Genomic DNA, 25,585 nt, shown 5'->3' on the forward strand with positions numbered 1-25,585 from the left:
CTGGTCGGTCACCAGGGCCAGCCGGTGTCCTCGCCGTCACCCTCGGCGGGCGGCGTCGTCTCCCCGCCCCCGTTGTTGCCGGTGGAGACGTAGAGGACGATCTCCTGGTTCAGCCCGACCTCGGTGCCGCCCTGCGGCGACACGGCCGTCACCGTGTTGCGGGGGTAGCTCGTGCCGTCCTGGTCCTGGCGTCGGATGTTGTTCAGCCCGGCGTTCTGCAGCTCGCGGACGGCCTGCTCGTAGGTCATCTCGACCAGGTTCGTCGGCACGGCGGCCGTGCTCGGCGCCTCCGCCACGCCGAGGTTGATCGTCGTGCCGCGCGGCACGACGTCTCCCTCGGCCCTGTCCTGGCTCACGACGTTGCCCTCGGGCTGGTCGCGGCTCTCGACGGGCGAGCTGTTCACGCTCAGCCCGAGCGCGGAGAGCTCCTCCTGGGCCACCTCGATGTTCTTGCCGACGACGTTGGGGACGCTGACGTTGCCGCTGGCCACGAAGAGCGTCACCTGCTGGCCCGGCTCCGCGGTCTGTCCTGCCGCAGGCTCTGTCGCCAGCGCGGTACCACCGTCGACCGACGGGTCGTCGCGCTGCTCGACGCTGACGACGAGGCCCTGCGCCTCGAGCGCGGCGCGCGCCTGCTGCTCGGTGAGCCCGGCGACGTCCGTCACCTCGACCGAGCCCGGGCCCGTCGAGACCGTGACGACGACGACGTCGCCGTCCTCGGCCTGCGCACCCGCCTCGGGGTCGGTGCTGACGACCAGGCCCTCCGCGACCGAGTCGTCGGCTGCCTCGGCCCGCCGCGTCTCGAAGCCGAGCGCCGTGAGCTCGGCGACCGCGTCGTCGTACTCCATCTCGACGACGTCCGGCACGGCGATCGTCTCCGGCTCCTCGGGCTGGTTGCCCTGGACGAGCATCCAGATGATCCCGACGACGGCCAGCACGGCGATGATCGAGAGCACCCAGACCAGCCAGGGGCGCTTGTTCTCGTCCTCGTCGTCCTCGCCGTCGGTCGTGGCGGTGGCCAGCTGCGTGCCGCCCCACGGCTGCATCGCCGGCGGCATGGCCTGCGTCGCGTCCGCGGCGGGCAGCGGCGCCATGAGCTGCGTCGTCTCGGCGCCGCCCAGGGGAGCCACGGCGGCACCGACGGCGGGCGCGCCCACGGCCTGCCCGCGCAGCATCGCCTCGAGGTCGGCACGGAACTCCGCGGCCGATGAGTAGCGGGCGTCGCGCTCCTTGGCCAGCGCCTTCAGCGTGATGCGGTCCAGCGTCTCGGGGACGTCGGACGCGATCGAGCTCGGCACCGGCGGGATCTCGCGCACGTGCTGGTAGGCGACGGCGACGGGGGAGTCGCCGATGAACGGCGGCCGGCCCGTGAGCATCTCGAACAGCAGGCAGCCGCTGGAGTACAGGTCGGAGCGGGCGTCGACCTGCTCGCCGCGGGCCTGCTCGGGCGACAGGTACTGCGCGGTGCCGATCACGGCCTGCGTCTGCGTCATCGTCGCCGCGGAGTCCGCGACGGCGCGCGCGATGCCGAAGTCCATGACCTTGACGGCGCCCGTCGGGGTGATCATGACGTTGGCGGGCTTGATGTCGCGGTGCACGATCCCCGCGTGGTGCGAGTACTCCAGCGCCGAGAGGACGCCCGCGGCGATCTCGACGGCCTCCTCGATCGGCACGGCGTGCCCGTCGCGCAGGATGTCGCGGACCGTGTGGCCCTCGACGTACTCCATGACGATGAACGGCACGTGCGACACCACGCCGGTGGGCTCGGTGATGACGTCCTCACCGGTGTCGTACACCGCGACGATCGCGGGGTGGTTCAGGGCTGCCGCCGACTGCGCCTCGCGCCGGAACCTGTTCTGGAACGAGGGGTCCCGGGCCAGGTCGGAGCGCAGGATCTTGATCGCGACGGTGCGGCCGAGCCGCGTGTCGTGGCCGATGTGCACCTCGGCCATGCCGCCGCGCCCGATCAGCTCGCCGACCTCGTACCGTGCGGCAAGGATGCGGGATGCGTGATCCACCACTAGGCGTCCTTCACTTCCGTCGCTCGCGGCGCACGGGCGTCCGCCCACGTCCGGCCTACCTGGTCGCTGCCCGCGGCCGCCTGCGCCTGCTCCGGGCAGATCATCCCATCCGACCAGCGTGCACGAGGGTACTGGTCGGACGTGCCGCAGGGGAGCACGACCGGTCTCGTGACGGTCACGGTTGCGGCCGTCGGCGTCATCGACGTGCCTGCCGGGCCGTCCGCACCGATCATCCGGTCCGCCAGCAGCGCGCCCAGCAGGGTGACGAGGACGAGGATCAGGACGGCCACCGGCAGCCGCACGCGGTACCCGCCGACCCCGACCTCGCGGGGGAGGCGGTCGCGCCACGACCGCGGCGGTCCCTGCTGCGACGCCCGGTGCGCACCGCCGGAGACCGGGGGCGCCGCACGGCGGCCGCTGGGCCGGGACGGCTCGCCGCGGCCGGCCCGCTCGCGCCGGGTCGACGGCTGGTACGACGGCGGCACGGGGTCGCCGGGGTGCGGGGCCGCGGGGCGACCCGCCACGGGAGCGGGTGCGCCCTCCGGCTTGCGCCCGGCCGGTTCGCCGCGCCGCCCGTCCGCCGCACGCCGCGGCGTCGAGGTGAAGACGGGGATCCCGCCCGCCGGAGTCCGCGGAGCCATCCGGTCGAGCAGCTCGGCGAGCTCCTCGCCCGACGCGGGCCGCTCGGTCGGCTCCTTCGACAGCAGGCGCATCACCAGGGCGCCGAGCTTCTTGTCGGCGTGCGAGGGCAGGGGCGGCACGGGGTCGTTGACGTGCGCGACCGCGATGTCCACGGCCGTCGGGCCGGTGAACGGGCGGTGCCCGGCCATGGCCTCGTACGCGACGACGCCGAGCGAGTACAGGTCGGACAGCGGCGTGGCCGCCTTGCCGACGGCCTGCTCGGGGGACAGGTACTGGGCGGTGCCCATGACCATGCCCGTGGCGGTCATCGTCTTCTGGTCGGTGGCCAGCGAGACGCCGAAGTCGGTGATCTTCACCTTGCCCTGGCGCGCGAGCAGGATGTTGCCCGGCTTGACGTCGCGGTGCACCACGCCCGCGACGTGCGCGGCGTGCAGGCCGCGGGCCGACTGGGCGAGGATCGGCACGAGGGCGCGGGGCTTGAGCACGGGCTCGCGCTCGAGCAGGTCGCTCAGCGGCTCGCCGACGACGAGCTCCATGACGAGGTACGCCGACCCGTCCTGCTCGCCGTAGTCGAACAGCGCGGCGATGTTGGGGTGCGACAGGGCCGCGGAGTTGCGCGCCTCGGTGCGGAACCGCTCGAGGAACCCCGCGTCGCCGGCGTACTCCTCGCGCAGCACCTTGACCGCGACGGGCCGGGCCAGGGCGTCGTCCTTGGCCTCCCAGACCTCGCCCATCCCGCCCACGGCGATGCGTCGCAGCAGCCGGTACCGGCCGTCCCCGAGCGCCACACCATGCGTCGTCCTCATCCGCCGAGCACCGCCTCCATGACGGCGCGCGCGATGGGCGCGGCCACCTGACCACCGGTCGCCTCGTTGCCGAGCGACCCCCCGTTCTCGACCAGCACCGCGACCGCGACCTGCGGGTCGTCGGCGGGTGCGAACGAGGTGAACCACGCGTGCGGGGGCTGACCCTCGACGGTCTGCGCCGTGCCCGTCTTGCCCGCCACGCGCACGCCCGAGATCTGCGCGGACGTCGCGGTGCCGTCCTCGACGACGCCGACCATCATCTCGGTGAGCGCGTCGGCGTTCTCCTCCGACAGGGGGCGCGAGTACCGCTCGGGGTCGGTCTCGGAGACGACCGTGAGGTCGGCGGAGCGGACGGTGTCGACCAGGTACGGCCGCATGAGCTCCCCGTCGTTGGCGATCGCCGCGACGACCATGGCCATCTGCAGCGGCGTGGCCTGCACGTCGCGCTGCCCGATCGCAGACTGGGCGAGCGACGGCGGGTCGAGCTCGGAGGGGAACACGCTGCCGGTCACGGGCAGCGGCACGGTCAGCGAGTCGTCGCCGAACCCGAAGCGCTCGGCCTGCTCGGCGATCGCGTCCTCGCCGAGGTCGAGGCCCAGCTGGGCGAACGACGTGTTGCACGAGACGCGCAGCGCGTTCGCCAGCGTCACGGGGTCGCTGCCGCAGCCGCCCCCGCCGAAGTTGCCGATCGTCGACGACGTCTGCGGGATGTCGAGCTCGACGGGCGCGGGCAGCTCGGTCGCGCTCGTGTAGTCGCCGCTCTCGAGCGCGGCCGCGGCCGTGACCAGCTTGAACGTCGAGCCGGGGGCGTACCGCTCCTGGGTGGCGTTGCTGCGCAGCGGGTTGCCGTCCGCGACGCTGAGCAGGTTGTACGCCGCCGACGCGTCGCTCGTGGAGTGCACGGCGAGCTCGTTCGGGTCGAACCCGGGCGTGGACACCAGGGCGAGGATCCGGCCCGTGGACGGCTCGATCGCCACGACGGCGCCCTGCTGGTCGCCGAGCCCGGCCCGGGCGGCCTCCTGGGCGGCGGGCAGGATCGTCGTCTCGACCGCGGCGCCCTCGGGGGTCCGACCGGTGAGCAGGTCCCGCACGCGCGTGAAGAACAGCTGGTCCGAGTCGCCCGTGAGGACCTCGTTCGAGGCCTTCTCGAGCTGGCTGCGGCCGTTGACCACCGAGTAGAACCCGGTGACCGCGGAGTACAGCTCGCCGTTCGCGTAGCTGCGCTGGTACCCGAACGGGTCGTCGACGGGCGTCGACGACGCGATCGCCTCGCCGGCCACGACGATGGGCCCGCGGGCGTTGTTGTACTCGCGGTACAGGGTGCGGGAGTTGCGGGTGTCGTTGTTCAGCGCGTCGGCCTGCACGTACTGCACCCACGTGGCGCTTCCCATGAGGGCCACCATGAGGGCCAGCATGATCGTGGCCAGGCGGCGGACCGGGGTGTTCACCGTCCGTCACCTCCGATCCACTGCGTGTGCTGGTCGTCCGGGCCCTCGGCGGGGCGCGCGCTGCGGCGCACGGGCCCGGTCGCCGGCCCGGCCACCGGTGCGGGTGCCTGCGGGGTGCCGCCGCGCGGCGTGCTCGTCCGGGGGACGCCCAGCCGCGGGGTCCCGGCGCGGGGCGTGCCGGCCTGGGGCGTCCCGGGCGGGGGGCCGCCGAGGCCCTCGATCAGCGACGTCTCGTCGTCCGACCCGCCGCGGTCCTCGCGGCGGCTGTCGCCGGACCCGTCGCCGCGCCCGGCGACCTCCGTGGCCGCGGCCACGGGGACGCCGCTGTCGGGCGTCAGCACCGGGGTCATCGCGGGTGCCGGCCGGCGGGCCTCGTCCGAGATCCGCAGCAGCAGCGCCACGATCACCCAGTTCGCGACGAGGGAGGAGCCGCCGTACGCGAGGAACGGCGTCGTCAGACCGGTCAGCGGGATGAGGCGCGTGACGCCGCCGACGACGATGAACAGCTGCAGGGCGACGACGAAGGACAGGCCGCCGGCCATGAGCTTGCCGAAGCCGTCGCGGACGCCAATGGCGGTGCGCATGCCGCGCTGGAACAGGATCGTGTACAGCACGAGGATCGCGAGCAGCCCGGTGAGCCCGAGCTCCTCGCCCATCGAGGCGATGATGAAGTCTGACTCGGCGTACGGCACGATGTCCGGCCGCCCCTGGCCCCACCCGGTGCCGAACAGCCCGCCGTTGGCCATGCCGAACAGCCCGCGCACGAGCTGGCCGGAGCCGCCGGGGTCGCGGTCGTAGATCTCGGGGTCGAGCGCGTGCAGCCACACGTCGAACCGGGCCGCCACGTGGCCGAACGTCGACGCGGCCGCCGCGGCGCCGCCGACGAACAGCAGCATGCCGATGACGATCCAGCTCGTGCGCTCGGTGGCCACGTACAGCATCGCGACGAACAGGCCGAAGAACAGCAGGGACGTGCCCAGGTCGCGCTGGAGCACCAGGACGACCAGCGACACCGCCCACACGATGATGATCGGCCCGAGGTCGCGCGCACGCGGCAGCTGCAGCCCGAGCACCTTCTTGCCGGCCAGCGCGAGCGTGTCGCGGTGCGTGACGAGGTACCCGGCGAAGAACACGGCGAACGCGATCTTCGCGAACTCCGCCGGCTGCATGCCCGCCGGGCCGAGCGACACCCAGATGCGGGCACCGTTGATCTCCGTGCCGATCGGGGTGAGCGGCAGGAGCACCAGCACCAGGCCCGCGACCATCGCCGTGTACATGTACCGGCGCAGCGTGCGGTGGTCGCGCAGCACGAGCAGCACGGTGATCGCCAGGCCCACGCTGATGGCCGCCCAGATGAGCTGCTTGTCCGCGAAGTCGGACGTGCGGCCGCGCTCGGCGTACGCGATCGAGATGCGGTAGATCATCGCCAGGCCGATGCCGTTGAGCGCGACGACGACCGGCAGGATCACCGGGTCGGCGTACGGCGCGCGCAGGCGCAGCACCACGTGCACGGCCAGCGCGAGCACGGTCGTGCCGACGGCGTACGCGATGACGTGCTGGGGGACCTCGCCGGTCATGCCGAGGCCCGCGAGCACGTACCCGGCGATGCCGAGGCCGAGCGCGGGCACGAGCAGCACGAGCTCGGTGCCGCGTCCCGCCCGCACCCGGTGGGGCTGGATGCTGGCCATCATGACTCCGTCTTGTCCGCGGGTGCGCTCGCCCCGGCGGGCGCGGCGTCCGCGGCGGGGGTGCTCTTCGGGGTGGGCGACGGCGTGGGCGTCGGCCTCGGGGTCGCGGTGGGCTCCGCGGTGGCCGTCGGCTCGGGCTCGACGACCGCGGCCTCGGCGTCCTCGGCGAGCGTCGCGACCAGTGCGCGCGCCTCGTCGAGGTTCGCCGCGCTGATCGTCGCCGCCACGCGCTCCTGCACGTAGGCGGGCAGGTCGGCGACGACCACGTCGCTGGTCTCGACGACGTCGGCCAGCTCCAGCGGGCCGAGGGTCTGCGGGATGCCGCGGAACACCGCGACGCTCCCCTCGGACGCGCCGACGAAGTACTGGTCCTGCGTCCACACGTACGTCAGGGCGGTCAGCCCGACGACACCGAGGATCGCGAGCACCCAGGTCACGACGATGCCCACGCGGCGCGGCGGCGGCGCGAGCTCCTCGTCCTCGACCGCGCCGTGCAGCACCAGCTCCGCACCGGTGGCCGCCGCCTGGGCGGGCACAGCCTCGATCTCGCCCGTGCCGCGCTGGGTCAGCCACGCGGCGCGCGCCGCGGGACCGTCGGCCGCGGCGGTGGGCCGGCGGCGGGAGATCGCGGCGGCGCCCACGACTGTCGCCGCGGTGCCGGGCAGGGCGCCGTCCGGCAGGTCGTCGAGCTCGACGACGTCGGCGAGCACCACGGACACGTTGTCGCCCCCGCCGGCCCGCAGCGCGAGCTGCACCAGCCGGTCGGCGCACACGTCGACGTCCGCGATGGTCGCGAGCGTCTCCTCGATGGTCTCCGCCGAGACGAAGCCCGACAGGCCGTCGGAGCACAGCAGCCACCGGTCGCCGACGCGGGCCTCGCGCACGGACAGGTCGGCGGTGACCTCGGCGTCGAAGTCGCCCAGGACCCGCATGACGACCGACCGCTGCGGGTGGTGCTCGGCCTCCTCGGGCGTGATCTTGCCCGTGTCGACGAGGTGCTGGACGAACGTGTGGTCCGTCGTGACCTGCGCGAGGTGCCCCTCGCGGAACAGGTACCCGCGCGAGTCGCCGAGGTGCACCATCGCGAGCTTGTTGCCGGCGCGCAGGATCGCGGTGACGGTCGTGCCCATGCCGGCCAGGTCGGGGTCGGCCTGGCTGCGGGCGATGATCTCGGCGCGCGCGTCGTCGAGCGCGACCTCGAGCTCGTCGAGCGCGTCGTCGGGCCCGTGGGACTCGCCGTCGAGCGGGGCGAACGCGGCCACGGCCACGGACGACGCGACGTCGCCCCCCGCGTGCCCGCCCATGCCGTCGGCGACGACGAGCAGGTGCGGACCGGCGTACGCCGAGTCCTGGTTGTCGCTGCGGACGAGACCGACGTCCGAGCGCGCCGCGTAGCGCAGGGCGACCGTCACCGGCTACCTCTGCAGCTCGAGGACGCTCTGCCCCACCCGCACGGGCGTGCCGTTCGGCACCGGGGTGGGGGCGTCCACGCGCTGCTCCGCGACGAACGTCCCGTTGGTCGAGCCGAGGTCCTCGACGTACCACTGCTCACCCTGCGGGAACAGGCGCGCGTGGCGCGAGGAGGAGTAGTCGTCGTCGAGCACCAGCGTGCAGCTCGGGGCGCGGCCGATGAGGATCGACGACCCGCTCAGGGGGATCGTCGTGCCGCGCAGCGGCCCCTCGGTGACGACGAGCCGGCTCGGGCCGGCGCTGCGGCTGGACCGGCGCGACGTGCGCGTCGGCGGCTCGGCGGGCGTCGGCGCGGCGGGTGCGGCCGGGGGCGCGCCGACCTCGACGGGCGCGGACGCCGAGGCGGGCCGCGGGGGAGGGCCGCCCGGGCGGCGGCGGTCCACGATGCGCGTGCCGTACAGGTCGCGCCGCAGCACCGTGATCGCGGACAGCACGAGCAGCCAGAGCAGCGCGAGGTAGCCCAGGCGCAGAAGGGTGACGGTCAGCTCGCTCATGCGCGTGTCGTCACTCGTCCCCGTCGGCGTCGCCGCCGGTCCAGAAGAGGATGCGCGTGCGTCCGATGGTCAGCGTGTTGCCGTCCAGCAGCGTCGCGGCGGGCACCTGGTGGCCCTCGACGTACAGCCCGTTGGTCGAGCCCATGTCCGAGGCCACGACGCCGTCGGGCGTCACGCGGATCTCGAGGTGGCGCCGGGAGACGCCGGGGTCGTCGACGATGATGTCGGCCTCCGAGCCGCGGCCGATGACCGTGACGGGGCCGGTGAGGATGTAGCGCTGGCCGTCGATGTCGACCAGCGGGTGCCGCGGGCTGGGTGCCGCGCTCGTCGCGGGCGCCACCGCCCCGCGCACCGTCGCGCTGTGGACGGCGAACCGCCCGGCCTCCTGCGTGGTGTTCTCGGAGAACGAGACCGTCACGGGGCCCACGAACGCGTAGTGCTGCTCGCCGGCGTGCGTCGTGACGTTGGCCGCGAGCTCCTCGGCGAGGGCCTCGGCGCCCCACGCCTCGACCTGGTCGTAGTCGGGCGTCGACAGCTCGATGGTGAACTCGTTGGGCACCACGGTGCGGTCACGGCCGACGACCGCCGCACGGTCGTCGAGCTCACGACGCAGCGCGTCGGCCATCTCGATCGGCTTGACCTCCGACCGGAAGGCGCGCGCGAACGCGTTGTTGACCACGCGCTCGACGCCGTTCTCGAACTTGTCGAGGAACCCCACGCTCACCTCCTCCCGCCGGTCCGGCCCGGTCCACGCCCCGTCCCGCCCCGGCGTGCTCGTCGGACCGTCGGTGCCAGGTGCCACGACGTTCCGGGGTCGATGGTATCCGCGACCCCGCCCCTGCACGGCATCTCGGACACCTGGACATGTGTCGAGATCCTGTGCGTGAACCGTAGAACTCCGCGCCCGCGCGCGCGAGGGACCTCGGTGACCATCCTCACCTCGCCCCGCCCCTCCCGCCGACCTGTCTCGCCCGTCTGCCGCCGACCCCGTCATCGGTGACGCCCGTCGTCCCCCTCGCGTCATCGACGACGGGGTCGGCACCCGCGGGCGGGTCCGGTCGGGGTGCGGGCGGGCCGGGAGGTGGTCGGCTCGGCCGGGAGGCCGTGCTAACGTTCTACACCGCGCGCGAGTGGCGGAACGGCAGACGCGCTGGCTTCAGGTGCCAGTGTCCGAAAGGGCGTGCGGGTTCAAATCCCGCCTCGCGCACACAGCAGCAGCTCGGCGACGAGCGGCTCACGCAGTCACGAAGCTCCCGGTCAGGTCTCTGACCGGGAGCTTCGTCGTTGCGGGGTGGTGCCATGATGGTGGCTCCCGACGATGGCCCACGTGCGCCGCGAAGCACGACACGATGAACATCACGCCCGGAGGGGCCGCCCTCGTCCGCCGGTGAACGGCCCGCAGGTGCGGGTCCGCACCCCGCACGACCTGCGCCGTGAACGACGCCGGCGCCCGCGCTCCTGCTGGGACCACCTCGTCGCCGCGCCCCTGTGGCCGCTGCACGGCGCCAACCTCGGCACCTTGCTGCGCACGTGCGACGCCGTCGGTGCGTGCCTCGCCGTCCCGCGGCTGCCGTGGGTCCCCGAGGCCCTGGAGCGCGGCAACACCCTGCGCCACCCCGCGTGCGTCCACTGGACGGGGAACCCGATCCGCTGGCTGCAGCGCCAGCGCGACCGCGGCTCCGCGGTCGTGGGCGTCGAGCTCGCCGAGGAGTCCGTCCGCCTCGCCGACCTGCCCGCGGCGCGGCGGCGCACGGTCATGGTGCTCGGCCACGAGCAGACCGGCATCCCCGGCGAGGCGCTGGACCTGCTGGACCTCGCCGTGGAGATCCCCATGGTGGGCACGGGCTCGAGCCTCAACGTCGCCGTCGCGGGCTCGCTGGTGCTGTACCGGCTCGCGGGGCTGGGGTGACAGGGGCGGTCGTGCCCAGGGGGCCTTGACGTGACGGGTCCGGCGGGCCTGCGGTGGTGCCGGTGGTCCGGGCGGCGGAGGATCGCGGGATGACGTCGTCGGTCCAGCCGCTGCGCACCGGGGCCCGCGGGCTCGTGGCCGCGTTCCTCGTCTCCGGGACGGTGCACCTGGTGCGCCCCGAGGTCTTCGAGCCGATCGTGCCGCGCGGCCTGCCCGAGCCGCGGGGCCTGGTGGTCTGGTCGGGAGTGGCCGAGCTGGTGTGCGCGACGGGGATGCTCGTGCCGCGGACGCGGCGTGCGGCCGGGGCGGCTGGTGCTGCGCTGCTGGTGGGGGTGTTCCCCGCCAACGTGCAGATGGCCGTCAGTGCGGTCCGTGCGGCCCGTCGGCGCCCGACACCGCGCCGGTGGGCGGTCGCGGTGCTGACACTCGCACGACTGCCGCTGCAGTGGCCGCTGGTCGTGTGGTCCGCACGCGCAGGCAGGTGATCGTGCTCAGTGGCGGGTGCGGTGCTTCCAGTAGCCGCAGAACGTGATCTGGTCGCGGGACGCGCCGGTGGACACCCAGTGCCGGCGTGCGCCCGTGGCCAGGGCCGACTCGCCTGCCGCCCAGCCGTACCAGGTCGGGGTCGGGGCCGTGGTGGTCGCGCGCACGTGGTCCAGCGCGAGGCTGCCGGGCGGGCGCGGGTCGTCGCCGCGCACCAGCCAGCGCACGTCGACGCCGACCGGCGCGTCGAGGTCCTGGCGGTCGTCGGCGTGCGGGACCTCGACGACGGCGGTGCCGACGGCGTCGGCGTCCAGGGACGCGAGCACTCCCGCGACGGCGGGCAGGGCGGTCTCGTCGGCGACGAGGGTGACCTGCGTGGTGCCGGCGGGCGGGACGAAGAGGATGCCCTCGTCGATGATCGCCACGTGGTCACCGGCGCGGCACGTGCTCGCCCAGGTCGCCGCCGGCCCGGCTGTGCCGTCCTCGGCGGAGCCGTGCAGCACCAGGTCGACGTCGAGCTCCGGGCCGGACGGCCCGTCGGGGCGGTACGCGCGGACCGTGTAGCTGCGGATCACCGGGCGCGACGTCGACGACGTCATGAGGTGGCGCAGGTACGTGAAGGTGTCGAGGCGGTCGGGCACGTGGTCGAGGGAGTCCGCGCTGACCGGCAGGAACAGCCGGAACCACTGGTCGAACCCCAGCGGGCGGAAGTGCTCGACGTCGCCGCCGCCCAGCGTGACCCGCGCGAACGCCGGGGAGACCCGGGCGGTGCGCAGCACCTCGAGCGTCAACGACCGTGAGGTCTCCGGCTTGACCCGTGCGAGCTGCTGCCTGGCCATCGTCGCCCCTCCGCCACGTCCGGCGCCGGCGGCCCCGTCCTGCTGGAGGTGAGGCTACCCTCACCCGGCGCGCGGCGGGTGAGGGGGCCGCACGCCGGACGGGCAGCAGTCAGACGGGACGGCGGTGCCGACGGGCCGACCACGCCCCCGCGACGAGGAACGCACCCCCGGCGAGCAGCGCGAGCGCCGCCGCACCCCCGTCCCGGGCGTCGTAGCCCGTGGCCGCGAGCCCGACGGAGCCACCGCCGAGCCGGACCACCGAGGACGACGCGCCCGTGGCGCCGAGGGTGAGCGTGGCCGAGGTGGTGCCGTCCGGGGTCTCGACGCGGTAGCTGCCCGCGGGCAGGCCCGAGACCGTCACGCGCCCGTCCACCGCGGTGACCGGGATGACGGCGTCGTCCGCCGTGGTGAAGCGGTCGTCCTGGCCCGCCCACCGCAGGAGCACGGTGCCGTCGAGCGGTGCACCCGCGGGGCTCAGGACCTCGAGGTCGGCGGTGGCGTTGCCGGCCAGCGCGACCTGCGCGTCCGCCTCGCCGCCCTCCGGCACGCTCACCATCGCGGTCGCGTCGGCGCGTCCCTCGGAGTCCCACGTGACGTCGAGCGCCGCGGGCTGCTGCACGTCGACCGTGTACATGCCGACGGGGAGCGCCGTGAAGGTGAACGTGCCGCTCGCGTCGGTGAGCCGGCTCGTCACGAGCGTGCGCGTGAGCGCGTGGCGGGCCGAGGCGACCCGTCCCGACCCGGCGGCACCCGTCCCGTCGAGCTCGACCGCGTACAGGTCGACGCGCGCGCCCGGCAGGCCGACCTCGCTGCTGCCCGAGCGCGTGCCGTCACGGTCCAGGTCGAGCCACACGGCGCCGGTCAGGCGCTGCGTCCCGTCCCGCGTCGGCGTCGGCGTGGGCACGGTGCTCGGGCTCGGGGTCGGGCTGGGCGTGGGGGAGGGCGTGACGGTCGGTGCAGGTGTCGGCGTGGGTGTCGCGGTCGGGGTCGGCGTCGGTGTGGGGGTCGGCGTCGCGGTGGGAGTCGGATCAGGGGTGGGCGTCGGTGTGGGCTCGGGAGTGGGGTCCGGCGTCGGGTCCGGTGTGGGATCGGGTGTCGGTGTCGCCTCGGGGGTCGGCGTGGGTTCCGGGGTGGGCTCGGGCGTCGGGGTCGCGGTCGGCTCCGGCGTGGGCTCCGGCGTGGTCTCAGGAGTGGGGTCCGGCGTGGGCTCCGGTGTCGGGTCCGGCGTGGGCTCGGGCGTCGGGTCCGGCGTGGGCTCGGGCGTGGGTGTCGGGGTCGGTTCGGGCGTGACGCCGAGCGTCGCGTCCTCGTCTGCCTGCACGGCCGGGTCCGAGCCGGTGTAGGTCAGCGCCGCGAGGTCGGCCGGGGCGGGGTCGCCCGCGGCACCCTGCTCCTGAAGGTCGGCGACGACCTCGTCGCGGGGGACGCCGGCCTCGCGCTGCACGTTGTAGAACTCGGCCGGTGCCATCGCACGGCACGACCCGGGCAGCGTGCCCGACCAGTTGAGCCCCGGGTAGTTGGGGCTGAACGGCGGGATGACGTCGCCCCAGTCCTTGGCGTGGCTGTCGTAGTAGCCGGGGGTGCTGACGAACACGGGCCCCTGGTGCCCGCCGTGCCCGTTGCTGTTGCCAGAGCCCATGCCGTTGTTGCCCGTGACCGACGACGTGGCGACGGTGATGAGCCGGTACGGGTTCGTCACCGAGCGCGTCCGGTGGCACATGGTCACCTTGTCGGGCCTGGGCGCGCCCGACGCGACGACGGGTGGGAGGACGACCGCGACGGCGGTCAGCGTCAGTGCGGCGGCGAGCGCGCGCGGGAGGGCTCTCATCGGGTCCCCTGCTTCGTGTCCGTCGGGGCCCGGGTGGCGCCGTTCTGGGGTGTCCATCGGTCCGGCTCGCGCGTGCGAGCGCGCCGAAGGGGATGAAGCCGCAGGTGAAGCGGTGACCATTGCACCCGAACGGGTGACGACCGTTACCGTTCCGATATGTAAGGGTGGTTCACGAATTCATGTGCCGGTGCGCCGGCACGCCGCCGCGCGCCGCACCAGGGACGGTCCCGCGCACGGTGGACCGCCGCGGGGCGCACCCGCGGTTCCGCTCGGGGGGCGAGAGGAACGATGATGCGCAGGATCACGAGATGGGCCGCCACGGCTGCCGCAGGAGCGCTGGCGGCCGTCGCCGTCGCCGGCCTGGCGGCACCGGCCCAGGCGGTCGGCCCCGACACGCTGCCGATCACGGTCGCCAACCAGTCCGGGCTGGGCGACGACGTCCACCTGTACGTGCTCGGCACCGACCTGGCGTCCGGCAAGCTGGGCTGGGTCGACGCCGGGGGCACGTTCCACGCGTGGCCGGCGGGCAGCAACCCGCCGTCGCCCGCGCCCGACGCGTCGATCGCCGGCGCCGCGACCGGCGGCAGCACCACCGTCCGCGTCCCCCGCGGGTTCTCGGGCCGCATCTACTTCTCGTTCGGCGAGAAGCTGCCGTTCTCCCTCACGACGGGCGGGCTCGTGCAGCCCGCCCCCTGGGCCGCGGGCGACCCGACGCAGGACATCCTGTTCGACTGGTCCGAGCTGACGTACAACGACGCGGGCCTGTGGATCAACAGCTCGCAGGTCGACATGTTCGGCGTCCCGCACGCGGTGTCCGTCACGGGCGCCGACGGCGAGACCGCCACCACGGGTCAGGTCGTCGCGGGCGGTCGCGACGCCGTCGTCCAGGCCCTCCAGGCCGACCCGGCGTGGGCGAAGACCGTGGTCACACGCGACGACGGCACCGTCCTGCGGGTGCTCGCCCCGGGCAAGGCCGCATCGGCCGGGCTCCTGAGCACGACGTTCCTCGACGCGTACATCGCGTCGGCGTGGTCGGCGTACAGCAGCCGCGACCTGGTGGTCACCCCGTTCCTCGACCGGCCGCAGGTCCGGTACACCGGGCGCACCTCCGGCACCACGATGCGCTTCACCGACAGCTCCGGCGCGCAGGTCGCGACCTTCCAGCGCCCCTCGTCGTCCGACGTCTGGGGCTGCGACGGCGCCCTGCACGCCCCCAACGACGCCGTGGTGGGGCCGATCGCCCGCACGCTGTGCGCCGCGCTCTTCCGCGGCACGCTCGGGACGAGCACCACCGAGCCCGTCACGGACGCCACGAAGTTCTACGCCTCGACGCCGGCCAACCTGTACGGCAGGACCGTGCACGCCGCGATGGCCGACGGTCGGGCGTACGCGTTCGCGTTCGACGACGTCGGCGCCTTCGAGTCGCTCGTGCACGACGGCGACCCCCGCAGCGCGCGCCTCGACCTCTCGCCGCTCACCGGTGCCGGGACCGGCGGCGGTGACAACGGCGGTGACAACGGCGGCGGGGACGGCGGAGGTGGCGACGACGGCGGCTCGGACGACGACGCCGGCACCGTCGCGCTCGTCAGCGACTGGAACGGCAAGTGCCTCGACGTGCCCGCGTGGAGCTTCGGCGACGGCGTGCGCGTCCAGACGTGGGACTGCACCGGCGGCACCAACCAGCAGTGGGAGATGGTCGACGGCACGATCCGCACGCAGAACGGCAAGTGCCTCGACGTCGCGTGGGGCGCGGTCGGCGACGGCGCACCCGTGCAGATCGCGACGTGCTCGGGCAACGCCGCCCAGCAGTGGGTCCTGTCGGACGCCGGCGACCTGGTGAACCCGCAGGCCGACAAGTGCCTCGACATCACCGACTGGAACGCCGCCAACGGCGCCCGCCTGCAGATCTGGACCTGCGCCGGCACCGCCAACCAGAAGTGGTCGCGCGTCTGACCCGACCCGCACCGACCCGCAGGCCCGCCCCGTCCGCCCGGGGCGGGCCTGCGTGCGTCCGGGACCCGCGGGGGACCACCCGTCTGCCGTCCCCGTGCAGGCAGGGACGGCGCACGGGTGACGCACCGACCCTCGCGCGGGTGAACTCCGGGGGAAACACCTCCTGGACGCTCGCCCTGGACGGTGACCAGCCGATGTCGTAGGCGATGGGGTCTCCTCATCGACGACGACAGGAGGAGCGGGTGCTCGAGCCGGCGGCATGGCTGGTGGCGTCGGCGGTCGCCGCGGAGGTGCTGCGCCGGCGCTCCCGCAGCGGCGAGCCCGACGCGGTCGTCTGGGCGTGGCTCTGGCGCGCCGCCCTCGTCGTGGTCGCGATGCTGGCGGTCGAGACGGTGCTGGTGGGCGTCGGCGCGCGGCTCGCTCTGTCGGGTGCGGCGCTCGGTGCCGGGTCGGTCCTCGCCACGCTCGCCGTGTACCGCGGGCTCGTGCACTGGAACCGCGACGTCACGCTCACCGCGACGCCGGGCGACTGGTCGAACGGGGTGTCGGCGCTGCTCACCGGCGTCGCGCTCGCCGAGGTGATCGGCGTACGGGTCAGCCCGCCCGGCGCCGACCCGTGGGCGCTGCACGGCATGGCCGTCCAGGTCGGCGCGCTCGTCGTCGTGCTCGGCACCGCCACCACGATCCTCGCGATCAGCGGCCTCGCGCGCCGCGTCGTGCCCGCGACCCTCATCGCCCTCGTGTGGGTCGTCGTGGTCGTCGACGGCTGGCGCGAGGTGCGGGCGCTGCTCACCGACGGGTCGTCCGAGCGGCTCGTGCTCGCCGCCGCCTGGGGCGGGCTCGCCGTCTGCGCCGCCGCCATCAGCACGGTGCGCGTGAGCGCGGACCAGCGCCGTGACGCGTCGTCCGTCGCGACGGCCGTGGGCGCGGTCGTCGTGCTGTTCGCCTCCCTCGTGCTCGTCGTCGTCGACGCGGCCGTGCCCGGCGGCCCCAGCCCCGCGACGTTCACGCTCAGCCTGCTCGCCGGCCTCATCGCCGCGACCCGCCTGACCCGGCTCGTCGGCGAGCTCGCCGACCTCGCGGACTCCCGGGTCGAGGCCCGCACCGACATGCTCACCGGCGTCGCCAACCGCCGCGCACTCGTCGAGGCGGTCGAGGCGACCTACGCCCTGGAGAGCAGCACGTCGCTGCTGGTCATCGACCTCGACGGGTTCAAGAACGTCAACGACCGCCTCGGCCACGCCGGCGGCGACGAGGTCATCCGGCAGGTCGCCGACCGCCTGCGCCGGCACCTGCCCGCCGACGCGCTGCTCGCCCGGTTCGGCGGCGACGAGTTCGCGATCGTCCTGCGCGGCACCGGCCTGGACGACGCGACCCGCACGGCCCACGACGTCATCGCGCTGCTGGCCGTGCCCGTCGAGGTCCGCGCGCAGCGCCTCGGGCTCGGCGCCAGCGTCGGGGTGGCGTCCAACGAGCTCGCCGACCACGGCATCGACCTGGTCCGCCGCGCCGACACCGCCATGTACATGGCCAAGCGAGCCGGCGGCGGCGTGCGCACCTACGACGCCGCCGTCGACGACGAGGTCCAGCGCCGGCACCTGCTGCTGGAGGACCTGCGCGGCGTCCTGCTCGACGAGCCCGGCGCGGCCCGCGGCGCCCTCGTCGTCCACTACCAGCCGCAGGTCGACGTGGTCACGGACGCGGTCGTCGGCGCCGAGGCGCTCGTGCGCTGGCGGCACCCCGTGCTCGGGCTGCTGCCGCCGATGGAGTTCCTCCCGCTCGCCGAGGAGGCGGGTCTCATGCCGGCGCTGACGGCGCACGTGCTGCGCACCGCCGCCCGCGACGCCGCCCGCTGGCCCGCGCACGTGCGCCTCGCGGTCAACGTGTCCGCCACCTGCCTGTCCCACCCCGGCCTGCTCGGCGCCGTCGAGCAGGCCCTCGCCGCGTCGGACCTCGCGGCCGACCGCCTCGTCGTCGAGGTCACCGAGACCAGCCTCATGCGCGACCCCGAGGTCGCCGGCGACACCATGCGACGCCTGCGCGAGCGGGACGTCGTCGTGTCCATCGACGACTACGGCACCGGCTACGCCTCGCTGGCGTACCTGCACGACCTGCCCGCGCACGAGCTCAAGCTCGACCGCAGCTTCACGGTCCGCCTGGCCACCGACGCCCGCACGCGCGCGATCGTGTCCGGCACCATCGCGATCGCCCACCGGCTCGGCGTCGAGGTCCTCGCCGAGGGCGTCGAGGACGCACCCACGCTCGAGGTGCTCCGCCAGCTCGGCTGCGACCGGTGGCAGGGCTTCCTGCGGGCCCCCGCCGTCCCCGTCGACGACCTCGTGGCCGGCTTCTCCGCCGCCCCCGCCGTCCCGTCACCCCGCACCGGGGACAACGTCCTCCAGCAGCGCGCCTGACGTCGGCGTCGCCGATCGACGACGCCGCTTGACGCACCGGGCTCAGCGCAGCAGTGCGACTCCGCCGTCGGAGGTCACCCCCAGCAGCCGGCCGTGGACCCAGGTGAGGTCGAGCACACCTGTCAGGGTCGTCGACCAGGCCGGACGCCCGTCGTCCGACGCGAACGCCTCGAGTGTCACCGCCCCACCCGGCGCGGCCTCGCCCCGCCGCACCACGACCCGGCCGTCGGTCATCAGCAGCGCCGGGGCCGACGAGCTCCACGTGCCGCGGACCTCCCACACGACGGTGCCGTCGGGCTCGACCACCGCCGTCCGCTTCCCGTCGCCCACCACGACGCGCCCGTCGAGCACCGCGACGGAGTCGGCCCCGCCGACCCCGACCCGCACCCGCTCGGTGCCGTCCGACCCCACCAGGACGACGTCCTCGCCGTGGAGCACGGGCACCACGTCGCCGAACGACCCGTCGTCGACCGGCGTCCACACCGGCGAGCCGGGGACGACGGTCGTCCCCTCCCGCGACCACAGCACGGTCGCGTCGCGACCGTCGAGGACCACCCCGTCCACGCCGTCCGCCCACCACGGCACCGACGCATCCGCGACGTGGTCCAGCACCTCCCCGGTCGACTCGTCGAGGAGCACGACACCGAACGGGGCGCCCAGGTCGAGCACGACCACGCCCGGCACGAGCGGCTGAGCCAGGAAGGGCGCCCACACGCTGCGCGGGTCGTCCGGCAGGAACGCGTCCAGCGCCGCCCGCCACCGCTCGCCCCCGTCCTGCGGGTCGAGCGCGCGGACCACGGGCGTCCCGTCCCCGTCGATGCCGACGAGGACGACCGAGGTGCCCGCCACGGACGCCGCGGCCAGTGACGGGACGTCCAGCCGCAGGCCCGGCTCGGCGGCACCGGTCGCGGTGTCCACGACCACGGCTTCCACGTGACCCGGCCTGTCCGTCGTCAGGTCGAGCGCGTCAGGGCCGGACGACGCGAGGCACACCAGGGTGCCGTCACGCGGAGGGGCGCAGCTCGTGCCGAACCATCCCGGTCCCACGCCCTCGCCCAGCACCGGCGCGGGCAGCAGCGCGGACCAGGCCTGCTCGCCCGCCCCCAGGTCGTGCGCGTCCACCCGCGACTCGCCGTCCTGGGCATAGCGCTGGACCAGCACGACCTCGTCCGTCACGGCGAACGGCCACCCGCCACCGTCCGGGCCGCTCGTCCACACGGGCTCCAGCGGGCCGTCGAGCAGCGGCAGCACACCTGGCACCTGCGCCAGCGCCGCCAGCCGCTCGCGCTCGCGGGCGTCGGTGACGTGCTGCGCCGCGCCCAGCCCGAGCGCGAGGACGAGCGGCGGCACGAGCCACCACGGGCGGAACCGGCGTCGCACCCCGCGGGCGGCGACGCCGACGGCCGCACCCGCACGCCGGGCCGTCGCGCGTGCGGCCTCGCCGTCGGTGCGCGGCCCGGGCGCGCCGGGACGGCCGTCCGCGTCGTCCTCGACGAGCTCGACCTCGACCCTGCCCGCGCGTGCCACGGGTCGACGGTAGGGCCCCGGCACCGGTCCCGGGGAGCGGTCGGGCCGGTCAGACCGTCTCGGGCCGCTTCTGCCGCGCGAACCGGGCCGGCAGGTCGTCGCCGTCCCACACCTGGACCGCGCGCCACACCGAGGCCGCGATCGGCACGGCGAGCACGGCGCCGGTGATGCCCGCGAGCACGGTGCCGGCGGTCAGCGCGACGAGGATGACCAGCGGGTGCAGCCGCAGCGAGCGGCCCATGACGACGGGCTGCAGCAGGTCGCCCTCGAGCTGGTTCACCACGACGACGATCGCGACGACGATCAGGGCCTCGACGGGTCCCAGCGCGACGAGCGCGACGAGCGCCGCGAGGATCCCGGCGAGCGTCGCCCCGACGAGGGGGATGAACGCGAGCAGGAAGACCAGCACCGACAGGGGGATGACCAGGGGCACGCCGACGATGGCGAGGCCGATCCCGATGCCGATCGCGTCGACGGCCGCGATGATCGCGGTGCCCCGCACGTACCCGCCGAGGGTGCGGACGGTGGAGTCGCCGACGCGGCGGCCGCGCGCGTACCCCGGCCCCTCGAAGGGCCGCAGCAGGAACTCCCAGATCTTCGGGCCGTCCTTCAGGAAGAAGAACAGCACGACGACCATGATGAAGAAGCCGGTCACGAAGTTGACGGTCTGCGAGACGCCCGCGATGGCGCCGGAGCCGAACGCGTCGGACTGCAGCAGTCCGGCCGCGGTGTCCTGCAGGTCGGAGATCTGCTGGTCGGTGATCTCGATCGGCAGGCCCGTGAGGTAGGTGCGCAGCTCGTCGAACCCGTCGACGGCCTGCGTCGCGAGCTCGTCCCACTGCCGCACCACCGCCCAGACCACGGCCCAGACGACCCCGGCGAGCAGCGCGACGAGCGCGAGCAGCGCGACCCAGGTGGCCAGCAGCGACGGCAGCCCGCGGCGGCGCAGCCAGCCCACGAGCGGGCTGATCGCGGCGGCCAGGACCAGGGCGACGAGCACGGGGATGACGACGAGGGTCAGCCGGGTCAGCGCGAAGACGGCGACGGCGACGACGGTGACGATCGCGAGGATCTGCACGGCCCGGGTGCCGGCGGTGCCGAACCCGTCCGACCACAGCCCACGGGTCGCGGCCGGAGCCGGTTCGGGCGTCCGCGGGGGCGGCGTCGCCGTGCGCGGCGGTGCGGCAGGCGGGCGTCGTCGTCGGCCGAGCAGTCCCATGCGTCCTCCGTCCGGGCTCGTGCGGGGCCGCACGGCTGCGACGACGCTACGGCGCGGCGGGCGAGGGCGCTCGTCGGGCGGTCGGGCCGGGTCGGTGCCGGCAGGGGCCGGACGCGCAGCGCCCCGCCCGTCAGGTGCGACGGGCGGGGCGCTGCGGGTGGTGCGGGGTGCTGCGTCAGCGACCGGCCTGCGCGGCGCGGCGGCGGACGAGGACCAGGGCGCCGCCGGCGGCGAGGGCGGCGAGAGCGGCGAGGACGCCGATCAGCGCGTTCGCACCGGTGGCGGCGAGGGACTCGCCGTCGGAGTCACCCGTTGCCGCGAGGACGTCGGACGTCGACGAGGGCGACGGCGTGGGCTCGGCGGCGGACACGTCGTCGGTCGGGGCCGGCGTCGGCTCGTCCACGTCGACGTCGTCGACCGGCGTGGGCTCGGGCGTCGGCTCGGGCGTGGGCTCGACGGTCGGCTCCGGCGTGGGGACGGGCTCGGGCTCGCCGACCTCGCCGTCGTCGACCGGGGTCGTGGGCTCGGGCGTCGGGGCAGGGGTCTCCGCCGGCGCGCACAGCGTCTCGACGTCGACGACGTCCGTGACGTCGTAGTGGCCGTAGTACGCGAGCGTGTTCTTGGTGTGGAAGCCGCCGTCGGGGGGCGTGATGTCGACCGGGATCACCGAGACGAGGTCCAGCTCGCGGCCGGCGATGCCGTTGCCCGCGAGGTCGACCTGCAGGCCGTAGGCACCGGGCTCGGCGCAGACCTCGGCGACGTCCTCGGCGGGCAGCTCGACGGGGACGACCTCGGACTCGGCGGGCAGCCGGTACGACGCCTCGTAGCGGGGCCTCTCCTCGTCGGCGGGCCAGGCCCACACGTCGTGCAGCGCGATGCGGTGTTGCGGGCCGCTGTTGGACCAGCCGGCGGGCTTGGTCGGGTCGACCTTCTTGTAGAGGTAGTACGCCGTGGCCTTCTCGCAGTCGTAGGCCGACCAGGGGATGACCTCACCCTGGCGCTTGCCGCCGCAGAGCTCGGCGGACGAGCCTCCGCCGTACCCGGAACCACCTCCCGACCCGTGGTTGTTGCCGCCGCCCGCGAACGACGCGGTGGCGGGGGCGATGACGAGGGCGGTGGACAGCAGGACGACTGACAGACGTCGAGGCACGGGACGAGCTCCTTCGGCCGCGAGAGGGGGGGACGTGCCCGCGACCTGCGACGGCCGTGGGCGCCTCGGACGATAGCGGGAGGCATCGCCAGATATCGGACTTCTCACAGAAATCGGTCAGGAACACCCGAACGGGCGCCTCGTGCAACGGCGTGTCCCCGGCGTGTCGCCGGGTGAAAACCGGACGGTCGTCCGACGAGCGCCCCGAACGGCTGCGGGACGGGGGAGGTGAACGCCCTGTTTCCGACACGCCGTGCCGCTGGCCCCGGCGGCGGGCCGCGTCGCACCCTGGTCCGATGGTCACCGAGCCGTCCCTCGCCCACGGGCGCACCTCGCGCGCGGTCTCCGACGAGGAGCACCGCTCGGCGTTCCCGCCCATCGCCTCGTACGCGTTCCTGTCCGACTGCGAGTCCAACTGCCTGGTCTCGCCGTCCGGCGCGGTCGAGTGGATGTGCGTGCCCCGGCCGGACTCGCCGTCGGTGTTCGCGGCGGTGCTCGACCGGGCGGCCGGCTCGTTCCGGGTCGGTCCGCACGGCATGCGTGTGCCGGCGGCCCGCCGGTACCTGCCGGGCACGCTCGTGCTGGAGACGACCTGGCAGACCCCGACGGGGTGGCTCGTGGTGCGCGACGCGATGGTCATGGGCCCGTGGCACAACACCGACGAGCGCTCGACGACGCACCGGCGCACGCCCACCGACCACGACGCCGAGCACGTGCTGCTGCGCACCGTGCAGTGCGTCTCGGGCACCGTGGACCTGCAGGTCGACTGCGAGCCCGCCCCCGACTACGCCCGCGGCGCCGCCGAGTGGGAGTACGTCGGCACCGGGTACCACGAGGTCCGCACGGTGCCGCAGCACGGCGTCGTCGCCCCGGCGCTGCGCCTGACGTCGAACCTGCGCTTCGGCCTCGAGGGCCGCACCGCCTCGGCCCGCACGCGCATGACCAAGGGGGACAAGGCGTTCGTGGCGCTGTCCTGGTCGCCGCTGCCCGCGCCGCGCACGTGGGACGAGGCCGCCGCGATGATGTGGCGCACGCAGGAGTACTGGCGCGAGTGGATCACGCAGGGCGTGTTCCCCGACCACCCGTGGCGCGCCTACCTGCAGCGCAGCGCCCTGACGCTCAAGGGCCTGACGTACGCCCCGACCGGTGCGCTGCTCGCGGCGGCGACGACGTCGCTGCCCGAGACTCCGGGGGGCGAGCGCAATTGGGACTACCGCTACTCGTGGATCCGGGACTCCACGTTCGCGCTGTGGGGCCTGTACACGCTCGGCCTGGACCGCGAGGCGAACGACTTCTTCGCGTTCATCCACGACGTCTGCCGCGACAACAAGGACCTGCAGATCATGTACGGCGTCGGGGGCGAGGAGCGCCTCGACGAGGACGAGCTGACCCACCTGTCCGGCTACGAGGGCGCGCGGCCGGTGCGGATCGGCAACGCCGCCTACGAGCAGCGCCAGCACGACGTGTGGGGCGCGGTGCTCGACTCGGTGTACCTGCACACGCGCTCGCGCGAGCAGCTGCCCGAGGCCCTGTGGCCGATCCTCAAGCGGCAGGTCGAGGCCGCGATCCGGCACTGGCACGAGCCGGACCGGGGGATCTGGGAGGTGCGGGGCGAGCCGCAGCACTTCACCTCGAGCAAGCTCATGTGCTGGGTCGCGCTGGACCGCGGCGCGCGCCTGGCCCGGATGCACGACGAGCACGACTTCGCCGAGCAGTGGGCGAAGATCGCCGCGGAGATCCACGCGGACATCTGCGCCAACGGCGTCGACGAGCGCGGCGTGTTCGTGCAGCGCTACGGCTCCGACGCGCTCGACGCGTCCCTGCTGCTGGTGCCGCTGCTGCGGTTCCTGCCGCCGGACGACCCGCGCGTGCGCGCGACGGTGCTGGCGGTCGCCGACGAGCTCACGGCCGACGGCCTGGTGCTGCGCTACCGGGTCGAGGAGACCGACGACGGGCTCTCCGGCGAGGAGGGCACGTTCACGATCTGCTCGTTCTGGCTGGTCAGCGCACTGGTGGAGATCGGCGAGCTGGAGCGGGGCCGTGAGCTGTGCGAGCGGCTGCTGTCGTTCGCGAGCACGCTGAACCTGTACGCGGAGGAGATCGACCCGCGCTCGGGCCGGCACCTGGGCAACTTCCCGCAGGCGTTCACGCACCTGGCGCTCATCAACGCGGTCATGCACGTGATCCGGGCCGAGGAGACGCACGGCCACGACGGCGTGCACTTCGAGCCCCCGAACCGGGGCGGCTGAGCCGTCCGTCCCGGGCCCGCGCGCGGTCGCCTCAGGGGCGCGGGCGGGCGAGCGAGCCGATCGCGGTGGCGGCGACGTCGACGGTGCGCCGCGCCCGGTCGTCGTCGCGGTCGACGAGCCAGGTGCGCACGGTCCCGTCGGCGGTGGCCAGCACGAGGGCGGCGACGTCGGCGGTCGGGGCCAGCCACACGAGGTCGGCGGTGCGCGCCCAGGTGTCGAGGCGGGCCTCGATCTCGGTGAGGTAGCGGGTCTGCTCCCAGGCCGCCGGGTCCTCCAGGTCGGGGTCCTGCCGTGCCGCGCGCACGAGCTCGTCGAGCAGGACGAGGCGGCCGGGGTCGGCGCGGACGCGGTCGAGCTGCGCGAGCAGCCCCTGGTGGAGGGCGGTGCGCACGTCGTCCGCGGCGGTCGCCGCCCCCCAGGCGGAGTCGAGCGTGCCCGTGAGCTCGCGCTCGAGCAGGGCGCGGACGAGCCCCTGCTTGGAGCCGAAGCAGTAGTGGAAGATCCCGTGCGTCACGCCCGCCCGTGCGGTCACGGCCCGGGTGGTCAGGCCGCGCAGGCCCTGCTCGCGCAGGATCTCGACGGCGGCGTCGAGCAGCTGGGCGCGGCGCTCGTCCGCCGGCCGGTGGGCGCCGCCGCCCGTCCCGCCACGCGTGCCCCGCGCCCGCGCGTCCGGGGTGCGCGCCGCGTCGTCCCGTCGTCCCGTCGTCCCGTCCATGGCGTCAGCCTACGCCGACTTGGCCACATGACTTGGTCGCATGGCCAAGATCGGGTTACGCTCGCCGCCCACCCGGACCGAGGAGACCCGCGATGATCGTCGTGACGCCCGCCGCCCCTGCCGACCTCCCCGCCGCCGCCGCCGTGCTCGCGGAGGCCTTCGAGCACGACCCCGCCCTCGCCCCCGTGGTCGGCGGCCCGGAGGGCCCGACGCGGCGCGAGCGCGTGCGCCGGATGTTCACCGGCCTCATGCGGTCGGGCCCCGCCCAGGCCGGCACGGTCGACGTCGCCCGCCGCGCCGGCGACGCGCAGATCCTCGGCGTCGCGGTGTGGGAGGAGCCCGGCGCCACGACCGGGCTGCTGGCGCAGCTCGCCCAGCTGCCCACCTTCTGGCGCGTGGACGGCCTCGCGGGCCTGCTCCGGCAGATCGCCGCCAAGCGCGCGCTCGAGGACCACCGCCCGCGCCAGCCGCACTGGTACCTGCAGGAGATCGGCGTCAGCGCCGACGCCCGGGGCCTGGGGGTCGGCACGGCGCTGCTCGCCGCGCGCCTGGCCACCGCCGACGCCGAGGGCGCGCCCGCCTACCTGGAGTCCTCGACGCCCCGCAACCGGCGGCTGTACGGCCGGCACGGATTCCTCGAGGTCGCCCCGGTGCGCGGCATGCCGGGCGCGGCGCCGATGGCGATGTGGCGGCCGGCACCGTCGGGGCGGGTCGCGTCCCGTGCCTGACG

At 74.8% G+C, this 25,585-nt stretch carries 19 protein-coding genes and 1 tRNA gene; 7 read left to right on the top strand and 13 right to left on the bottom strand.

Features of this window, described 5'->3' with window-relative positions; translation table 11 throughout:
- Window positions 1-8 precede the first annotated feature (8 nt).
- From pknB to BKA21_RS11240, 7 genes are read right to left on the bottom strand one after another with little or no spacing between them, the layout of a single operon-like run.
- Window positions 9-2,021, bottom strand: coding sequence for a Stk1 family PASTA domain-containing Ser/Thr kinase (gene pknB, locus BKA21_RS11210; protein WP_140458263.1), 2,013 nt, complete (start codon window positions 2,019-2,021; stop codon window positions 9-11).
- Window positions 2,021-3,469, bottom strand: coding sequence for a serine/threonine-protein kinase (locus tag BKA21_RS11215; RefSeq protein WP_140458264.1), 1,449 nt, complete (start codon window positions 3,467-3,469; stop codon window positions 2,021-2,023). The genes pknB and BKA21_RS11215 overlap by 1 nt, the downstream gene beginning before the upstream one ends.
- Entirely contained in the window at window positions 3,466-4,917 is a 1,452-nt protein-coding gene (locus BKA21_RS11220) for a peptidoglycan D,D-transpeptidase FtsI family protein (protein ID WP_140458265.1), read from the bottom strand. The genes BKA21_RS11215 and BKA21_RS11220 overlap by 4 nt, the downstream gene beginning before the upstream one ends.
- On the bottom strand, window positions 4,914-6,605 hold the full coding sequence (locus tag BKA21_RS11225) for an FtsW/RodA/SpoVE family cell cycle protein (RefSeq protein WP_239073025.1): 1,692 nt from the start codon (window positions 6,603-6,605) through the stop codon (window positions 4,914-4,916). The genes BKA21_RS11220 and BKA21_RS11225 overlap by 4 nt, the downstream gene beginning before the upstream one ends.
- A complete protein-coding gene (locus BKA21_RS11230) occupies window positions 6,605-8,017 on the bottom strand; it encodes a PP2C family protein-serine/threonine phosphatase (protein WP_140458266.1) in 1,413 nt (470 codons plus the stop codon). Before BKA21_RS11230 ends, BKA21_RS11225 begins: the two co-directional genes overlap by 1 nt.
- 3 nt (window positions 8,018-8,020) lie before the next feature.
- Window positions 8,021-8,569, bottom strand: coding sequence for an FHA domain-containing protein FhaB/FipA (locus BKA21_RS11235; RefSeq protein WP_140458267.1), 549 nt, complete (start codon window positions 8,567-8,569; stop codon window positions 8,021-8,023).
- Between the two features lie 10 nt (window positions 8,570-8,579).
- A complete protein-coding gene (locus BKA21_RS11240) occupies window positions 8,580-9,287 on the bottom strand; it encodes an FHA domain-containing protein (RefSeq protein ID WP_140458476.1) in 708 nt (235 codons plus the stop codon).
- A 406-nt stretch (window positions 9,288-9,693) separates the two neighbouring features.
- Here BKA21_RS11240 and BKA21_RS11245 point away from each other — a divergent pair.
- The 3 genes from BKA21_RS11245 (at window position 9,694) to BKA21_RS11255 (ending at window position 10,963) form a co-directional block, all read left to right on the top strand.
- Window positions 9,694-9,776 (top strand) — tRNA-Leu (locus BKA21_RS11245).
- 180 nt (window positions 9,777-9,956) lie between these two features.
- Complete coding sequence (locus BKA21_RS11250) at window positions 9,957-10,478, top strand: TrmH family RNA methyltransferase (RefSeq protein ID WP_203793596.1); 522 nt, start codon at window positions 9,957-9,959, stop codon at window positions 10,476-10,478.
- An 89-nt stretch (window positions 10,479-10,567) separates the two neighbouring features.
- Window positions 10,568-10,963, top strand: a complete 396-nt coding sequence (locus BKA21_RS11255; RefSeq protein WP_140458269.1) for a DoxX family protein — start codon at window positions 10,568-10,570, stop codon at window positions 10,961-10,963.
- 6 nt (window positions 10,964-10,969) lie between these two features.
- Here BKA21_RS11255 and BKA21_RS11260 read toward each other — a convergent pair whose 3' ends face one another.
- Complete coding sequence (locus tag BKA21_RS11260; RefSeq protein WP_140458270.1) at window positions 10,970-11,800, bottom strand: siderophore-interacting protein; 831 nt, start codon at window positions 11,798-11,800, stop codon at window positions 10,970-10,972.
- A 109-nt stretch (window positions 11,801-11,909) separates the two neighbouring features.
- Window positions 11,910-13,628 (bottom strand): SdrD B-like domain-containing protein, encoded by a 1,719-nt coding sequence (locus BKA21_RS11265; RefSeq protein WP_179625358.1) that lies wholly within the window; start codon window positions 13,626-13,628, stop codon window positions 11,910-11,912.
- A 291-nt stretch (window positions 13,629-13,919) separates the two neighbouring features.
- Here BKA21_RS11265 and BKA21_RS11270 point away from each other — a divergent pair, with 291 nt between their 5' ends.
- On the top strand, window positions 13,920-15,581 hold the full coding sequence (locus tag BKA21_RS11270; protein ID WP_140458477.1) for a glycoside hydrolase family 64 protein: 1,662 nt from the start codon (window positions 13,920-13,922) through the stop codon (window positions 15,579-15,581).
- 242 nt (window positions 15,582-15,823) lie between these two features.
- Window positions 15,824-17,995 (top strand): putative bifunctional diguanylate cyclase/phosphodiesterase, encoded by a 2,172-nt coding sequence (locus tag BKA21_RS11275; protein WP_140458272.1) that lies wholly within the window; start codon window positions 15,824-15,826, stop codon window positions 17,993-17,995.
- 42 nt (window positions 17,996-18,037) lie between these two features.
- On the opposite strand, the gene BKA21_RS11280 is transcribed toward BKA21_RS11275, so the two are convergent.
- The 3 genes from BKA21_RS11280 to BKA21_RS11290 form a co-directional block, all read right to left on the bottom strand.
- The gene (locus BKA21_RS11280; protein WP_170208951.1) at window positions 18,038-19,522 is read right to left on the bottom strand and encodes a PQQ-binding-like beta-propeller repeat protein; all 1,485 of its coding nucleotides are present in this window, start codon (window positions 19,520-19,522) and stop codon (window positions 18,038-18,040) included.
- Window positions 19,523-19,571: 49 nt separating this feature from the next.
- Entirely contained in the window at window positions 19,572-20,741 is a 1,170-nt protein-coding gene (locus BKA21_RS11285; RefSeq protein WP_140458274.1) for an AI-2E family transporter, read from the bottom strand.
- Window positions 20,742-20,916: 175 nt separating this feature from the next.
- On the bottom strand, window positions 20,917-21,891 hold the full coding sequence (locus tag BKA21_RS11290) for a hypothetical protein (protein ID WP_140458275.1): 975 nt from the start codon (window positions 21,889-21,891) through the stop codon (window positions 20,917-20,919).
- A 296-nt stretch (window positions 21,892-22,187) separates the two neighbouring features.
- On the opposite strand from BKA21_RS11290, the gene BKA21_RS11295 reads away from it, so the two are divergent.
- Window positions 22,188-24,140 carry a glycoside hydrolase family 15 protein gene (locus BKA21_RS11295; protein ID WP_140458276.1) on the top strand — a complete coding sequence of 651 codons (1,953 nt, stop codon included), beginning with the start codon at window positions 22,188-22,190 and terminating at the stop codon, window positions 24,138-24,140.
- 31 nt (window positions 24,141-24,171) lie between these two features.
- On the opposite strand, the gene BKA21_RS11300 is transcribed toward BKA21_RS11295, so the two are convergent.
- Complete coding sequence (locus BKA21_RS11300; RefSeq protein ID WP_140458277.1) at window positions 24,172-24,855, bottom strand: TetR/AcrR family transcriptional regulator; 684 nt, start codon at window positions 24,853-24,855, stop codon at window positions 24,172-24,174.
- A 92-nt stretch (window positions 24,856-24,947) separates the two neighbouring features.
- Between BKA21_RS11300 and BKA21_RS11305 the strand changes: the two genes are divergently transcribed.
- Window positions 24,948-25,583 carry a GNAT family N-acetyltransferase gene (locus BKA21_RS11305; protein WP_140458278.1) on the top strand — a complete coding sequence of 212 codons (636 nt, stop codon included), beginning with the start codon at window positions 24,948-24,950 and terminating at the stop codon, window positions 25,581-25,583.
- Window positions 25,584-25,585: the final 2 nt, after the last annotated feature.

Origin of the sequence: Cellulomonas oligotrophica (assembly GCF_013409875.1) — a bacterium.
In the GTDB taxonomy this organism is placed as follows: Bacteria; Actinomycetota; Actinomycetes; order Actinomycetales; family Cellulomonadaceae; genus Cellulomonas; species Cellulomonas oligotrophica.

What these genes read in the sequence shown, in the direction of transcription:
- BKA21_RS11300 (WP_140458277.1), bottom strand. Translation starts at nt 24,855, where the DNA reads ATGGACGGGACGACGGGACGACGGGACGACGCGGCGCGCACCCCGGAC.
- BKA21_RS11265 (WP_179625358.1), bottom strand. Translation starts at nt 13,628, where the DNA reads ATGAGAGCCCTCCCGCGCGCGCTCGCCGCCGCACTGACGCTGACCGCC.
- BKA21_RS11215 (WP_140458264.1), bottom strand. Translation starts at nt 3,469, where the DNA reads ATGAGGACGACGCATGGTGTGGCGCTCGGGGACGGCCGGTACCGGCTG.
- BKA21_RS11260 (WP_140458270.1), bottom strand. Translation starts at nt 11,800, where the DNA reads ATGGCCAGGCAGCAGCTCGCACGGGTCAAGCCGGAGACCTCACGGTCG.
- BKA21_RS11225 (WP_239073025.1), bottom strand. Translation starts at nt 6,605, where the DNA reads ATGGCCAGCATCCAGCCCCACCGGGTGCGGGCGGGACGCGGCACCGAG.
- BKA21_RS11305 (WP_140458278.1), top strand. Translation starts at nt 24,948, where the DNA reads ATGATCGTCGTGACGCCCGCCGCCCCTGCCGACCTCCCCGCCGCCGCC.
- BKA21_RS11255 (WP_140458269.1), top strand. Translation starts at nt 10,568, where the DNA reads ATGACGTCGTCGGTCCAGCCGCTGCGCACCGGGGCCCGCGGGCTCGTG.
- BKA21_RS11295 (WP_140458276.1), top strand. Translation starts at nt 22,188, where the DNA reads ATGGTCACCGAGCCGTCCCTCGCCCACGGGCGCACCTCGCGCGCGGTC.
- BKA21_RS11270 (WP_140458477.1), top strand. Translation starts at nt 13,920, where the DNA reads ATGCGCAGGATCACGAGATGGGCCGCCACGGCTGCCGCAGGAGCGCTG.
- BKA21_RS11235 (WP_140458267.1), bottom strand. Translation starts at nt 8,569, where the DNA reads ATGAGCGAGCTGACCGTCACCCTTCTGCGCCTGGGCTACCTCGCGCTG.
- BKA21_RS11285 (WP_140458274.1), bottom strand. Translation starts at nt 20,741, where the DNA reads ATGGGACTGCTCGGCCGACGACGACGCCCGCCTGCCGCACCGCCGCGC.